The sequence below is a fragment of the Streptomyces sp. NPDC003016 genome (genome assembly GCF_053591455.1).
In genome coordinates this window covers 1-15032 of sequence record NZ_JBSFTV010000046.1, presented here as the reverse complement: position 1 = coordinate 15032, position 15032 = coordinate 1, and the positions used below count along the sequence as shown (strand labels likewise).

General features: G+C 73.5%; 12 protein-coding genes. 5 read left to right on the top strand and 7 right to left on the bottom strand.

Annotated elements, in window-relative coordinates; translation table 11 throughout:
- The first annotated feature begins 300 nt into the window (after window positions 1-300).
- The 4 genes from ACWDZ4_RS29840 (at window position 301) to argG (ending at window position 4737) form a co-directional block, all read left to right on the top strand.
- A complete protein-coding gene (locus ACWDZ4_RS29840; protein WP_451511507.1) occupies window positions 301-1365 on the top strand; it encodes a GDSL-type esterase/lipase family protein in 1065 nt (354 codons plus the stop codon).
- Between the two features lie 104 nt (window positions 1366-1469).
- Complete coding sequence (locus ACWDZ4_RS29835) at window positions 1470-1841, top strand: ATP-binding protein (protein WP_451511506.1); 372 nt, start codon at window positions 1470-1472, stop codon at window positions 1839-1841.
- Window positions 1842-2135: 294 nt separating this feature from the next.
- Window positions 2136-2909: a class I SAM-dependent methyltransferase gene (locus tag ACWDZ4_RS29830; RefSeq protein ID WP_451511536.1), complete on the top strand. Its 774-nt coding sequence runs from the start codon at window positions 2136-2138 to the stop codon at window positions 2907-2909.
- A gap of 382 nt (window positions 2910-3291) precedes the next feature.
- The gene (argG, locus tag ACWDZ4_RS29825) at window positions 3292-4737 is read left to right on the top strand and encodes an argininosuccinate synthase (RefSeq protein WP_451511505.1); all 1446 of its coding nucleotides are present in this window, start codon (window positions 3292-3294) and stop codon (window positions 4735-4737) included.
- A 546-nt stretch (window positions 4738-5283) separates the two neighbouring features.
- On the opposite strand, the gene ACWDZ4_RS29820 is transcribed toward argG, so the two are convergent.
- The 5 genes from ACWDZ4_RS29820 to fmt all read right to left on the bottom strand — a co-directional run bounded on the left by ACWDZ4_RS29820 (window position 5284) and on the right by fmt (window position 11385).
- A complete protein-coding gene (locus ACWDZ4_RS29820; protein ID WP_451511504.1) occupies window positions 5284-6726 on the bottom strand; it encodes a GuaB1 family IMP dehydrogenase-related protein in 1443 nt (480 codons plus the stop codon).
- 173 nt (window positions 6727-6899) lie between these two features.
- Window positions 6900-7949 (bottom strand): sugar-binding transcriptional regulator, encoded by a 1050-nt coding sequence (locus ACWDZ4_RS29815; protein ID WP_451511535.1) that lies wholly within the window; start codon window positions 7947-7949, stop codon window positions 6900-6902.
- A gap of 112 nt (window positions 7950-8061) precedes the next feature.
- Window positions 8062-8748, bottom strand: coding sequence for a ribulose-phosphate 3-epimerase (gene rpe / locus ACWDZ4_RS29810; RefSeq protein WP_344489808.1), 687 nt, complete (start codon window positions 8746-8748; stop codon window positions 8062-8064).
- Window positions 8749-8936: 188 nt separating this feature from the next.
- Window positions 8937-10397 (bottom strand): RsmB/NOP family class I SAM-dependent RNA methyltransferase, encoded by a 1461-nt coding sequence (locus ACWDZ4_RS29805; RefSeq protein ID WP_451511503.1) that lies wholly within the window; start codon window positions 10395-10397, stop codon window positions 8937-8939.
- A gap of 37 nt (window positions 10398-10434) precedes the next feature.
- A complete protein-coding gene (gene fmt / locus ACWDZ4_RS29800) occupies window positions 10435-11385 on the bottom strand; it encodes a methionyl-tRNA formyltransferase (RefSeq protein ID WP_451511502.1) in 951 nt (316 codons plus the stop codon).
- A 288-nt stretch (window positions 11386-11673) separates the two neighbouring features.
- Here fmt and ACWDZ4_RS29795 point away from each other — a divergent pair, with 288 nt between their 5' ends.
- Complete coding sequence (locus tag ACWDZ4_RS29795) at window positions 11674-12222, top strand: hypothetical protein (protein ID WP_451511501.1); 549 nt, start codon at window positions 11674-11676, stop codon at window positions 12220-12222.
- A 177-nt stretch (window positions 12223-12399) separates the two neighbouring features.
- Here the strand turns inward: ACWDZ4_RS29795 and ACWDZ4_RS29790 are convergent, their stop codons facing one another.
- The gene (locus tag ACWDZ4_RS29790; RefSeq protein WP_451511500.1) at window positions 12400-14544 is read right to left on the bottom strand and encodes a primosomal protein N'; all 2145 of its coding nucleotides are present in this window, start codon (window positions 14542-14544) and stop codon (window positions 12400-12402) included.
- A 110-nt stretch (window positions 14545-14654) separates the two neighbouring features.
- A partial coding sequence (locus tag ACWDZ4_RS29785; protein ID WP_451511499.1) for a methionine adenosyltransferase domain-containing protein occupies window positions 14655-15032 on the bottom strand: 378 nt, incomplete at its 5' end.

The following is a 15032-nucleotide window of genomic DNA, read 5'->3' as shown; positions in this document are numbered from 1 at the left end:
TCCGCTCGGGGCGTAAGAACAGCCCGGAGCTCGGGGACCGCCGAGCAGGCGGTCCCCGCCACTCCACGTACAGCGCGAAGCCTACGAGGAGTGTGTTCCCGTCCGTAATGCAGCAACCTTGCGTATCGGCGGACGATTATTGCGCACAACCGCGACAGATGGCTCTTTGTTGCGCATCACCTTTCGATTTCCGTTTTGTCCGGTACGGCGCGCACCCCGCACCCACCTCCTGCACACCCTCTTCCGCACACCGCACCCCCGGACCCCCGCACCCCCGCACACGACGACCGGAGGCGAACGATGACGACAACGGACCGGACAGACCAGGCGGACCGGACCAACCCTGTGGCCCGGGCAGACGCGGCGGGGTGGCTGGACCCCACCCCCTTCCTGCGCGGCGTCGCCTGGCGCGACGGTCTGCGCGCCGTACGCGCCGACCCCGCGGACCTGGGCCGGCTGCCGTGGGACACCGTGGAGCGCTCCGCCGTCCCCGTCGGCGTACGGCTGGAGTTCACGGCGCACGGCGCCACCGCCGTCGACATCCGCTACCGCGCGGCCCTGCCCGGTCCCGGCAGCGCCCTGCGCGACCTCGCGCACACCTTCGCGCTGTGGCACGACGGCGCCCTCGTGGCGGAGGTCACCGAGGCTCCGGCGCGGGAGACCGTCGTACGGATCGGGCTGCCGGACCGCGCGGGCCGGTTCACGGTCCACCCGCCGGAGAGCCAGTGCCCGGAGATCCTCGGCCTGCGTCCGGCCGGCGGCTCCATCGCCCCTGCCCCGCCCCAGCCCCGCTGGCTGGTGCACGGCGACTCCATCACCGAGGGCTGGTGGTCCACACGCCCCGCCCACGCCTGGCCCGCCGCGGCCGGCCGTACGCTCGGCCTGGACGCCGTGAACCTCGGCCACGCCGGCGCGGGCCGCGGCGAACTCGCCGTCGCCCAGCAGCTCGCGGGTCTGCCCGCCGATCTCCTGACCCTCGCCTTCGGCACCAACTGCTGGTCCCGCACCCCCTTCTCGGCGCCCCTGCTGCACGAGACGGTGCGGGCCTTCGTCGGCCTCGTACGCCAGGGGCACCCGGACACCCCGCTCCTGGTCCTCTCCCCCGTCCTGCGCCCCGAGGCGGAACGGGCCCCCAACGCCCTGGGTGCCACCCTCGCCGACCTGCGCACCGCCCTGGAGGAGGCCGTCCTGGCCGGCATCGCCGCGGGCGACGACCGGCTGGCCCTGCTCCCCGGCCTCGGCGTCCTCGGCCCCGGACACCTCGCGGACGGCCTGCATCCGAACGACGCCGGCCACGCCCTCATGGCCGACGCGGTCGCCTCCGCCCTGCGCGAGGCGCGTTTCGTCGAGCCGTCGGCCCCCTGAGGGTCCGCACCCTGTTTGCCCACGGCGCGAGAATGAGGGAGGCCAGAGGGTCATGGGATCGCGAAGACCGGGTAAGTGAGCCCGTGATGACTGAGGAGCCGCCCATGGTTGTCCTGGATTCGCCGCAGGAGAACAGCGCGACAGCCCGGGAGGCCGCCGCCGATTACCTGACCCAGCACTGCCCCTGGGCCGACCTCGACGCCGTGCTGCTCGTGGTCAGCGAACTGGTGACCAACGCCGTCCGGCACACCTCCGGCTGGTGGCGCCTCACCCTCCTCGCGGGCCCGGAGGAGCTGGTGGTCGAGATGGACGACTCCAGCGACCAGCCTCCCGTGGCCCGCGAACCGGACTTCTCCGGCGGCGGCGGGTTCGGCTGGCACATGGTGCACAAGCTCGCGGGGCGGGTGGAGGTCAGGCCGCTCCCCGAAGGCAAGCGGGTACGGGCGGTCTGGCCACGCCCGGCGCGGGCGTACTAGGCGTACGGCCGGCGCGGGTGTACTAGGCGTACGGCCCCAGGAGGGCGGCGCATGCCCCGAGAGGGCGGCACGCCCGGCGGACTGCCCGGAAAACCCGGACCGGCCCGGCCGGGATTGCCGCCGTGACGGCCTTCGGCGAGGTCGGGGGCGTGATGGGGCGTCACCTGCGGACCCGGCTGCCCCCGCCGTCTCCCGGGCCCCTCACACAGCCGGTCACGCACTCCCCACACACTGCCTGACCTGTGATTTTCCTTCATCCGGGCCTAAAGTTTCCCGATGAGGAAAGGGGACCGGATGGACCGGAACATCCGCACGGTGGACGACGTCCTGAGGCTTCTGGACGGCCTGTTCACGCCGGAGGCGGACCGCTGGACGGCCGACGGGGCTTCGTGGTGGGACCGTTTCTACGCGGACCGCTCGAAGCCGGTGCCGTTCTTCGTCGCGAAGCCGGACGAGAACCTGGTCTCGTACGTCGACCGCGGCCTGATCACCGCGGGCCGCGCCCTCGACCTGGGCTGCGGCCCGGGCCGCAACGCGCTCCACCTCGCCTCGCTGGGCTTCGAGGTGGACGCGGTCGACCTCTCCCCGACAGCCGTCGCCTGGGCCGAGGACCGCGCCCGCGAGGCGGGGGCCGACGTACGGTTCCACTGCGGCGACGCCTTCGCTCTCACCGACACCGACACCGGCACCGGCACCGAACTGGGCGGCCCGTACGACCTGATCTACGATTCCGGCTGCTTCCACCACCTGCCACCGCACCGCCGCGTCAGCTACCTCGCTCTTCTCGACCGGGCCCTCGCGCCCGGCGGGCATTTCGCCCTCACCGGCTTCGCGGCCGGCGCGATGGGGTCCGAGCTCCCCGACTCCGACTTCTACCGCCGGTCCGGCCTCCAAGGCGGCCTCGCCTACACGCCGGAGTCCCTGCGCTGGGTCTTCTCCGGCCTGACGGAGATCGAACTGCGCCGCATGCGCGACGAGCCGCCCCAGTCCCCGTCCTTCGGCGAACCCTTCCTCTGGACGGCCCTGTTCCGCCGGGACGCCCGGCCGCTCGATCCGCCGCGGCCGTAGGTTCCGGCCGCGGGCCGCGGGCTCCGGCCACCGCGGCCCGGGCGTGGGGGTCGAACCGGCGGCCGGACCTGCCCTCCGGTGGGATCAGCACCCCTCTCCACGAACTCGTCGAGGCCCCGCGGGGCCTCGACGAGTTCGTGGTTTCCCTCGACCGGCTCGGCTCGCGTCAGGCGTCGGGAACCGCGGACGAGCACCCGGTCGGCACGTTCGTCGCCGACTGGCGGGCCGGTTCTTCAGCGACTGGAGGGTGCCGTGCACGGTGGCGGCGCGCGGCCGACGAACCACCCCGCACGGTCCGGCGCCACGGTGGGTTTCTGCGTCCCGACGACACAGAACCCGAGCCGCCGTTGCATGACCATGCGGATTTATGCATACTCTTCCTATGTCTAAGGTCCTCACCTCCCTTCCCGCCGGCGAGCGCGTCGGCATCGCCTTCTCGGGCGGCCTCGATACCTCGGTCGCGGTCGCGTGGATGCGCGACAAGGGCGCCGTCCCGTGCACCTACACCGCCGACATCGGCCAGTACGACGAGCCCGACATCGCCTCGGTGCCCGGCCGCGCGAAGACCTACGGTGCCGAGATCGCCCGCCTGGTCGACTGCCGCGCGGCGCTGGTCGAGGAGGGCCTGGCCGCGCTCACCTGCGGGGCGTTCCACATCCGCTCGGGCGGGCGCGCCTACTTCAACACCACGCCGCTCGGCCGCGCCGTCACGGGCACCCTCCTGGTCCGGGCGATGCTCGAGGACGACGTACAGATCTGGGGCGACGGCTCGACCTTCAAGGGCAACGACATCGAGCGGTTCTACCGGTACGGCCTGCTCGCCAACCCGCACCTGCGGATCTACAAGCCCTGGCTGGACGCGGACTTCGTGACCGAGCTCGGCGGCCGCAAGGAAATGTCGGAGTGGCTGCTCGCCCACGACCTGCCCTACCGGGACAGCACGGAGAAGGCGTACTCCACCGACGCCAACATCTGGGGCGCCACCCACGAGGCCAAGACCCTGGAGCACCTGGACACCGGCGTGGAGACCGTGGAGCCCATCATGGGCGTGCGGTTCTGGGACCCGTCGGTCGAGATCGCCGCCGAGGACGTGACCATCGGCTTCGACCAGGGCCGCCCGGTGTCGATCAACGGCAAGGAGTTCACCTCGCCGGTCGACCTGGTGATGGAGGCGAACGCCATCGGCGGCCGTCACGGCATGGGCATGTCCGACCAGATCGAGAACCGGATCATCGAGGCCAAGAGCCGCGGCATCTACGAGGCGCCCGGCATGGCCCTGCTGCACGCGGCGTACGAGCGCCTGGTCAACGCGATCCACAACGAGGACACCCTCGCCCAGTACTACAACGAGGGACGGCGTCTCGGCCGGCTGATGTACGAGGGCCGCTGGCTGGACCCGCAGGCGCTGATGGTGCGCGAGTCGCTGCAGCGCTGGGTCGGCACGGCCGTCACCGGCGAGGTGACGCTGCGGCTGCGGCGCGGTGAGGACTACTCGATCCTCGACACCACGGGCCCGGCGTTCAGCTACCACCCGGACAAGCTGTCCATGGAGCGCACCGAGGACTCGGCGTTCGGCCCGGTGGACCGGATCGGCCAGCTCACCATGCGCAACCTCGACATCGCCGACTCGCGGGCCAAGCTGGAGCAGTACGCCGGACTCGGCCTGATCGGCACCGCCAATCCCGCCATCGGCGCCGCCCAGGCGGCCGCGACCGGGCTGATCGGCACCATGCCGGAGGGCGGCGCCGAGGCCATCGCCTCCCGCGGCGAGGTCTCCGGTGACGAGGAGATGCTGGACCGCGCCGCGATGGAGTTCGGTACGGACTGACCAGTCCCCGTCGAACGGAAGGCCCGGCGTCCCGAGGGGGGCGCCCCACCGGAAAGGCCGGCCAGGCGCCAACGGCGCCTGGCCGGCCTTTCCGGTGTCCGGGGTGGCGGCCGGGGACCCGCTTCCCCTCGCTCGCCGGGCGGTCGCGGTTGCCGACCGCCCTCCCGGTCCTGCGGGCGATGCCGGTGAGCGTGCCGGTCTCGTCCGCCGACAGGCTCTGCGCGCAGACCTCCTCCAGGTCTGCCCATGGCCGCGACGGGTTCCTTCCTGGCGCGGCCCTGGCCGGTGAGCCGGACGGTCGTCGCCCGCCTGGAGGATGCGCGGGGGGGGCGAGGCCGAGTGGGGCGAGTGCGCGGTGGACACGACGCCGGCCGCCCTGATCCGGATGCGGACCCGGCCGGGAGATGTCGGTGTCCGTTCCTGCACAGAGCCTCGGTGCCGCCGAAGCGGTCCGATGTGCTCCATGGCCCGGTTCAGCCCCTCCGGCACCGCGGCCGGTCCCCGCGGAAGCGGGAACCGGCCGGGAGCGGGTGCGAGCGCGGAGCGTCAGCTCCAGCTGGCGTGCAGCGGCTTGCCCTCGGCGTAACCGGCGGCGCTCTGCACACCGACGATCGCCTTCTCGGCGAACTCCTCCAGCGAGGCGGCACCGGCGTACGTGCACGAGGAGCGGACACCCGCGATGATCGAGTCGATCAGGTCCTCGACGCCCGGACGGGTCGGATCGAGGAACATGCGCGAGGTGGAGATGCCCTCCTCGAACAGCGCCTTGCGCGCGCGGTCGTACGCCGACTCCTCGCTCGTACGGTTGCGCACGGCGCGGGCGGAGGCCATGCCGAACGACTCCTTGTACGCCCGGCCGTCGGCCGAGTGCTGGAGGTCGCCGGGCGACTCGTACGTACCGGCGAACCAGGAACCGACCATGACGTTGGACGCGCCCGCGGCGAGCGCCATCGCGACGTCGCGCGGGTGGCGGATGCCGCCGTCGGCCCAGACGTGCTTGCCGAACTTCTTCGCCTCGGCGGCGCACTCCATGACGGCGGAGAACTGCGGCCGGCCCACGCCGGTCATCATGCGGGTGGTGCACATGGCGCCGGGGCCCACACCGACCTTGATGATGTCCGCGCCGGCCTCGATGAGGTCGCGCACGCCCTCGGCGGCGACGATGTTGCCCGCGACGATCGGGACCTGCGGGTCGAGCCCGCGCACGGCCTTGACCGCGGCGATCATCGACTCCTGGTGGCCGTGCGCGGTGTCCACGACGAGCGTGTCCACGCCCGCGTCGAGGAGCTGCTTGGCCTTGCCCGCGACGTCGCCGTTGATGCCGACGGCGGCCGCGATGCGCAGCTTGCCGGCCGCGTCCGTGGCGGGCGTGTAGAGGGTCGCGCGCAGAGCGCCCTTGCGGGTCAGGACACCGACGAGACGGCCGTCCTCGTCCACGGCGGGCGCGTACTTGCGGTTGGCGTGGTCGAGCCGGTTGAAGGCCTCGCGCGGGTCGATTCCGGCGTCCAGCAGGACCAGGTCGCGGGACATGACCTCGGACAGCTGCGTGAAGCGGTCGACGCCGGTCAGGTCGTGGTCGGTGACGACGCCGACGGGGCGGCGCTCCGCGTCCACCACGACGCCCGCGCCGTGCGCCCGCTTGGGGAGCAGCGACAGCGCGTCGGCGACGGTCTGCGAGGGGGCCAGGACGATCGGGGTGTCGAGCACCAGGTGGCGCGTCTTCACCCAGGAGACGACCTCGGTGACGACCTCGATCGGAATGTCCTGCGGGATGACGACGAGTCCGCCGCGGCGGGCCACGGTCTCGGCCATCCGGCGGCCGGCGATCGCGGTCATGTTGGCCACGACCAGCGGGATGGTGGTGCCGGTGCCGTCGGGCGACGTGAGGTCCACGCCCTGGCGGGAGCCGACGGCCGAACGGCTCGGCACCATGAATACGTCGTCGTACGTGAGGTCGTACGGCGGCTTCAGATCGTTGAGGAAACGCACGTGCTGAACATCCCAGTCGTTCGGAGTTGGCCCCCGGGCATTTCAGCCGGGGAAAAACGCACGTACTTCAGTGTCCCATGAGCACGCCTGCACACCCTCCGGGCTGAACCTCCAGGCCGCGGAGGGCGCACTCGTCGGATCCTCCGAACGGAGCCGTCCCCGGCTCAGTCGGCTCAGCTGTCAGGGTCTGCCCGGTCCAGCGCGGGCCGCGGCGCCGTGCCCGTCTCGTTCAGCAGGTAGTCCGCCGCGGCGGTGTCCGTGACGAGGCTGGTGACCAGGCCCGAGCGCAGTACGGCGTCGATGGCGGCCGCCTTGCGCAGCCCGCCCGCGATGGCCACCACCTCGGGGACCCGCCGCAGCCGGTCGGCCTCGACGGTGATGCACCGCTCGCCCAGGTCGCGCCCGACCCTGCGGCCCTCGGCGTCGAAGAGGTGCGCGGACATCTCGGCCGCGACGCCCAGCGAGGCGTAGTGCGCGCGCTCCTCGTCGGAGAGCATGTCGTGGACGGTGGAGATGCCCGGCTCCCAGGAGCCGATGGAGACGGCCGCGACGGTCACCTTGTCGAAGTACTCGAAGGCGCGGGCGATGCCGGTCTGGCCGCGCAGCGCCGCCGCGGTCGCCGGGTCGGGCAGCAGCATCGGCGCGTAGATGGGGTGCGCCTCTCCGCCGGACACCTGGGCGGCGCGGCGCACGGCTTCGACGGAGCCGCGCTCCGCCGTGCCGGCGTCGTACACACCGGTCAGCTGGACGACCGTGCACGGCGGCAGCTGGTGCAGGGCCGCCGCCATGTGGATGGTGGACCGGCCCCAGGCCAGGCCGAGCACATCGCCCTCGTTCACCAGTTCGCCGAGCAGGTCGGCCGCGACCTCTCCCAGGTTCTCCGGGTCGGTGGGCGCGCTCCCCGCGAAACCAGGAGATCCCGGGAGGGCGTCCTCGGTGGCGTCCGCCGGGGACTCGACGACGACCGCGTGCCGCAGGCCGTAGCGGGCCCGCAGCGCGTCGGAGCGCTCCGCGTCCAGCTCGGCGGGCACCCTGATCTCGATGCGTACGAGGTCGCGTTCGAGGGCGGTCTCCAGGACCCTGGCCACCTTGAAGCGGCTGACGCCGAACTCCTCGGCGATCTGGATCTTGGACTTGCCCTCCAGGTAGAAGCGGCGGGCCATGGCCGCCGCCTGGACCAGCTCTGCGGGTCCCATCCGCAGGGCTGACCGGCCCGCCGACATTGCAGACACCGCGTTCTCCTCACTGCTGTTCACACACGGGGCTCGCTGTTCATCCTGTCAGATGACCGAGACCTTGATCAGCCCCGAAGGGCGGCGTTCACCGAGCTGTGGCTCAGTGGTTGCATGCCCAGGCCGCGGTGGCCGTGGCTTCGGTCGCCTGGCTGCGCAGCATGCGCACCGCGGCGGCCGGGTCGTCCGTCCCGTACACGGCGGAACCGGCGACGAAGACGTCCGCGCCCGCCTCGGCGCACCGCTCGATCGTCGACGCCGATACGCCGCCGTCGACCTGGAGCCACATCTCCAGGCCGTGCTTGGAGATCAGCTCACGGGTACGGCGGATCTTCGGCAGCATGATGTCGAGGAACGCCTGGCCGCCGAAGCCCGGCTCCACGGTCATGATCAGCAGCATGTCGAGTTCGGGGAGCAGGTCCTCGTACGGCTCGATGGGCGTGGCCGGCTTCAGCGCCATCGAGGCGCGGGCGCCCTTGGCGCGGATCTCGCGCGCCGTCCGTACGGGCGCGGCGGCGGCCTCGGCGTGGAAGGTGACCGATCCGGCGCCCGCCTCGACGTACTGCGGAGCCCAGCGGTCGGCGTCCTCGATCATCAGATGGCAGTCGAGCGGGATGTCCGTCGCCCGGCTGAGGGCTTCCACGACCGGGACGCCCAGCGTCAGGTTGGGCACGAAGTGGTTGTCCATCACGTCGACATGGAGCCAGTCCGCGCCCTCGACGGCCCTGGCCTCCTCGGCGAGCCGGGAGAAGTCTGCGGACAGGATGCTGGGGTTGATCTGCGCGGCCATGCCCCAAGCCTGCCATGTCCCGGGGCCGTTCCCCTCCCCGGTACGGACCAAAGCTTCCGGGATCTCGGCTCCCGGTGGCGGTGGCACGCCCCGGGGCGCGGCCTGCCGGCCGTCCGGGACGGACAGAACCGCCCAAGTCCCGGACAGCGCGGTGGAGTCCACCGGCCGGCCCTGCCGCCGGCGGACGGCTACGCGGTCCGGCGCAGCAGTGCCAGGTACATCGCGTCCGTACCGTGCAGGTGCGGCCACAGCTGTACGTCGGGCCCGTCGCCCAGCGCCGGTACGCCCGGCATCAGCGGCCTGGCGTCGATCCACTCGACCTCGACCGGCCGGTGTCCGCCGCGCCCCTTGATCACGTCGTCGACGACGACCCGGGTCTCGGCGAGGTGCGGCGAGCAGGTCGCGTACCCCACGACGCCGCCCACGCGCACCGCGTTCAGCGCCCCGCGCAGCAGCCCGCGCTGGAGCGGGGCGAAGCCCTCCAGGTCCTCGGCGCGGCGCCGCCAGCGCGCTTCCGGGCGGCGCCGCAGCGCGCCGAGCCCGGAGCACGGGACGTCCACCAGGACGCGGTCGAAGGAGCCCGGGAGCCACGGCGGGTTCAGACCGTCGGCGGCGACGACCTGGTACGGGCCGGGATTGCCCTCCAGGGCCCGCGCGACGAGGCGGGCGCGGTGCGGCTGCTTCTCGGCGGCCAGCAGCGCGGCCCCGCGCCGGGCGGCGAGTCCGGCCAGCATGGCGGCCTTGCCGCCGGGCCCGGCGCAGCCGTCGAGCCAGCGCTGGTCGCGCCCCTCGACGGGCGCGTCGGCGAGCGCGAGGGCGACCAGCTGGCTGCCCTCGTCCTGGACTCCGGCGCGGCCCTCGTGGACGGCCGTGATGGCGCCCGGCTCGCCGCCCTCGGCCAGCCGCACGGCGTACGGCGACCAGCGGCCCGGCAGCCCGGACTCCTCGCCCAGTACGTCCAGCAGCTCGCCGGCGGTGGAGCGTCCCGGGCGGGCGACGAGCGTCACCTCGGGCCGCTCGTTGTCGGCTTCGAGGAGGTCCTCGATGCCGGCCCGGCCGCCGCCCAGGGCGTCCCAGAGCGCGGAGACGATCCAGCGCGGATGGGAGTGGACGACGGACAGGTGCGCCTCGGCGTCGTCGTCGTACGGCGGGGCGACCTGCTCCACCCAGGCGTCGAGATCCTGCTGGGAGATCTTCCGCAGGACCGCGTTGACGAACTTCGCGCGCCCCTCGCCGAGCACCACGCGCGCCAGCTCCACGCTCGCGGAGACCGCGGCGTGCGTCGGGATGCGGGTGCCGAGCAACTGGTGCGCGCCGAGCGCCAGCACGTCGAGGACCGGCGGGTCCACCTCGCGCAGCGGCCGGTCGATGCACGCCGCGATGACGGCGTCGTACGTGCCCTGGCGGCGCAGCGTCCCGTACACCAGCTCGGTCGCGAGCGCCGCGTCGCGCTCGTCGAAGCTGCCCTTGGCGCGGGCCTTCTTGAGCAGCGGCGGCAGGACGAGGTTCGCGTACGCGTCGCGCTCGTCGACGGCGCGCAGCGCCTCGAAGGCGAGGAAGCGGACCGGGTCCTTCTGGGGGCGCCGGTGCGGTTTGGCCGGACGCTTGGCGGGTCGCTTGGCGGGACTGCTGCTTGGCTGGTCACTCACGAAAAAGGTGCTCCGCTGGAGAGGGGGACGATCCCCCTCAGCGTACGTCCGACGCGCCCAGGTGTTCGCCCGGGGCGATCCGCACGCCGCGCGCCCAGTCGGCGGCGAGCATCGGCTTCTTGCCCTGCGGCTGCACCCAGAGGAGTTCGACGGGGTGCGATCCGGTCCCGGCGTACACGTTCTTCTTCGTCACGGACAGCTCGCCGGGGGCCAGGCCCAGGTCCGTGCGGTCCGGCAGCGGCTTCACGGAGACCAGTTTGAGCCGCTCGCCGCGCAGCAGCGTCCAGGCACCGGGTGCGGGCGTGCAGCCGCGCACGACGCGGTCGACGCGCAGTGCGGGCGCCGCCCAGTCGACCTGTGCGTCCTCGACGGTGATCTTGGGTGCGAGCGTGACGCCCTCGGCGGGCTGCGGCACGGCGTGGAGCGTGCCGTCCTCGATGCCGTCCATGGTGGCGACCAGCAGTCCCGAACCGGCGAAGGCGAGCCGGGTGAGCAAATCGCCGCTGGTGTCGGTGGGCCGTACCTGCTCGGTGAGCACGCCGTACACCGGCCCGGAGTCGAGACCCTCCTCGATCAGGAACGTCGAGGCGCCCGTGACCTCGTCGCCCGCGAGGATCGCGTGCTGCACGGGGGCGGCGCCGCGCCAGGCCGGCAGCAGCGAGAAGTGCAGGTTGACCCAGCCGCGGGCGGGGATGTCGAGGGCGGCCCTGGGCAGCAGCGCGCCGTACGCGACAACGGGGCAGCAGTCCGGCGCGATCTCGCGCAGCCGCGCGAGGAAGTCCTCGTCGCGCGGTTTGACCGGCTTGAGCACCTCGATCCCGGCCTCCTCCGCGCGCGCGGCGACGGGACTGGCGACGAGCTTGCGGCCGCGTCCGGCAGGGGCGTCGGGCCGGGTGACGACGGCGGCAACCTCGTGCCGGCCGGAGGCGATCAGGGCGTCCAGGGCGGGTACGGCGACCTCGGGGGTGCCTGCGAAGACGAGCTTCATCGGTGGCGCGGGCCTCTCGGGCAGGAAGGCGGAACAGGGTGCGGCGTCAAGAGGCGCACCAGTCTATGGGCCCTGGCGCCAGGGGGCGTACGCACATCCGCGCGCCCCGGTCACATGCGCATACGCCCCAGGAGCGTGACCCCGGCGCCGGGTGACGCGTTGGTCAAGAGAGATTGACCCGAAGGGCTCGCACCTGCGGTCCCTGCCCACCCTTCCGACTCTTCTGCCTTCTCCTTCTTCCACCCCTTCTTCCACCCCTTCCTTCACGCCGGTTCGAGAGGCTTGTTCATGGCCGACCACGCAACCCACGACGCCCAAGCACGGGCCAGCCTGCATCTGTTGGTACGGGACATCGAGCGGGTGCGGCGGCAGGTGGACGCGCTGCGCACCCTCACCGCCCAGCTCGGCAACGTCTACCGCCCGCGCCGCTCCGGCCCTTCCACGGGCTTCGTCGTCTACGGCAGGGCCCCGGCACCGACCGTCCGCCTCGCGCAGGAACTGCGGGACAGCGTCGAGACGCTGGTGACCGCCGCCGTGGACTTCGACCGTTCGCTCGGCTTCTCCTGGGACGCGGTCGGCTCGGCGCTCGGAGTGACCAAGCAGGCGGTGCACCGTCGTTACGGCGCGCGGCGGGCCGCGACGCAGACCGCTGCGCCCACCGAGGGCGAGCTCGCCGTCGAGACGGCGACCGCGACCGCTACGCGCACCCTCGCCGCGCCACCGCCCCTGCCGTCCGTACCGGCCGCCCGCTCCATGCCGCCCCAGCCGACGGCAGCCGGCCATTCGCTGCGCGAGGAGATCCGTCCGAGCGCCCTCCCCGGCCCCCGCAACGGCTGACCCCTCCCCTTCCCGGCGGGGCGCAAGCGCCCACGCCCCCGGACGCCCCACAGGCGTGTCCTCAATCGCCGGACGGGCTTGACTTTCCGGTCCGAGCCGGAAACTTCGGCCCGTCCGGCGATTGAGGACCGGGGACCGGGGCGGATTCCGCGCCGGGGAACAGCCACGCCTGCCCTGTCACCCGATATCCAGCGGATCGATCCTGATCCGCACCGGATCGCCACTCCCCCGGGCCAGTCGCGCCGCCTGCGCCGCCTTCAGCGCCGCGGCAAGCGCCGCCCCACTGCCCGGCGGCACCCTGAGCAGCGCCCGCTCCCACACCTCGCCCACCGGCGGGTCACCGGGCCTGCGGGGCCGCCCGGGCTCCTGGACGGGCAGCGGCACAGGCCCCAGCACCTCGGCATCGCGCGGCAGTTCGGCAGCCGCCAGAAACGCGGCGATCGCCTCGGGACGGCCACTCACCGCGGCCATCCGCGACACCGGCGGGAAGCCCAGCTCGGCCCGCTCCGCGAGCTCGCGCTGCGCGTGCCCCACCGGATCCCACCGCACCAGCGCCTGCACGGGCCGCAGTGTCGGCTCGGCGACGACGACCACCGTGCCGCCCTCGCCCTGCCCCCTGACCAGCGCCGCGGCACTGGTCCAGCGCCGCAGGGCCTCCTCCCCGGCGCGCAGGTCCGGCCGCCCGAGCATCGCCCAGCCGTCGAGCAGCAGCGCCGCGGCGTAACCGCCCTCGGCGACCGGCTCGGCCCCCGGCGTACTGACGACGAGGGCGGGCGCCCCCGGCACGGTCTCCAGCACGTGGTCGCGCCCGGACGTACGCACCGGCACCGCCGGAAACGCCCTCCCCAGCTCCTCCGCCGTACGCCGCGCCCCGACGACCTGGGCCCGCAGCCGCATGCTCCCGCACTCGCCGCACCGCCGTCCGGCCGCGTCCCGGCCGCACCATCCGCAGTGCAGCTCCTGCTGGTCGGCCGCTTCGAGCGGCCCGGCACAGTGCCCGCACCTGGCGGGCGTACGGCACCGCTCGCAGGCCAGGCTCGGTACGTATCCGCGTCGGGGCACCTGCACCAGCACCGGGCCCGTCCTGAGCCCGTCCCGCACGGTCTGCCACGCCAGACTGGGCAGCCGCGCGGCCCGCGCCGCCCCGTCCCGCGCCAGTTCCCCGTCGCCGACGGTACGGACCAGCGGCGCCGCGGCCCGCACCTGCTCGCGCCCGGCACGCAGCGGCGCCGCCCACTTGCTCTCCACCAGCTGGGCCGCCTCCACCGTGCAGCCGACGGCTCCCAGCAGAAACGCGCACTTGCTGTGCTGTGCCCGCAGCTCCAGCACTTCCCGCACGTGCGGAAACGGCGCGTGGTCGTCGCTGTGACTCGAATCCCCGTCGTCCCACACGGCGACGAGTCCCAGGTCCGTCACGGGGGCGAACATCGCGGCCCGCGTCCCGATCACGGCCCGCACCGACCCCCGCCGCGCGGCCAGCCACTGCCGGTACCGCTTCCGGGGCCCGGCATCGGCGGTCAGCAGCGTGTGGTGCCCCTTCCCCACCAGCGCGGTGAGCGCCGCGTCCAGCCGGGCCACGCTCCGCCCGTCCGGCAGCACGACCAGCGCGCCCCGCCCGGAGGCGAGCGTCGCGACCACCGCACGGGCCAGCTCGTCCGGCCAGTGCGGTCCCGGCAGCGCGTTCCACACGGCCCGCGGCGCCCCGCCGCCCGCCAACTCCCGCAAAAACGCGGGCCCGTGGGCATACCGCTCCCAAGTCTCCGCCGCGGGCGCACCCGGCGGCGGCAACGGCTCGGGCGACGGCTTGGCCTCGGCCGGCCCGTTCCGGGGCGGGACGGCCAGCTGCAGTACGTCGGCGAGGCTCCCCGCGTAACGGTCGGCGATCGCCCGCGACAGCGCGAGCAGCTCGGGACTGAGCACCGGCTCCGGGGACACCACATAGGCGAGCGCCGCCAGCGGCCCGGCGTAGTCCGACTCGGCCCGCCGTTCGACGAGGTACCCGTCGATCATCCCCCCGCCCTCACGGCGGCCGCCCCTGACGTTGTGCGCCCCGGCCCCGAAGCGCACCCGGACCCGCACCCCCGGCTGCGCGACGGCGTCCAGCTCCTCGGTCACGGCGTAGTCGAAGAACTGGTCGAGGTGCAGCACCCCCTTGTTGACCAGGACCCGGGCGACGGGCAGCTCCTTCGCCAGCGGCGCCCCCCGCCACGTCCGCGGCTTGGCCTTCGGGACCTTCGCCTTCCGCACGCTCTCCCGAATGAGCGCAAGCTGCTCCGGCGCCCCGCCCCCGGGCTCTTCGGACCCCGCATCGTTCCTGCTCACAGCCAAATTCCTACCAGACCCCACTGACAGTGCGGCACGGCAGCGCGGGACGCGCGACGGCCCCGGACCGATGCGGTCCGGGGCCGTCGCGGCCGAGCAGTGCCGGTTGCCTACAGGCCGGCGGCCTTGCGCAGGGCGTCGACGCGGTCGGTGCGCTCCCAGGTGAAGTCGGGAAGCTCGCGGCCGAAGTGGCCGTACGCCGCGGTCTGGGCGTAGACCGGACGCAGCAGGTCGAGGTCGCGGATGACCGCGGCCGGGCGGAGGTCGAAGACCTCGCCGATGGCGTTCTCGATCTTCTCGGTGTCGACCGTGGCGGTGCCGAAGGTCTCGACGAAGAGACCGACCGGCTCCGCCTTGCCGATCGCGTACGCGACCTGGACCTCGCAGCGCGCGGCGAGACCCGCGGCCACCACGTTCTTGGCGACCCAGCGCATCGCGTACGCGGCCGAGCGGTCGACCTTGGACGGGTCCTTGCCGGAGAACGCACC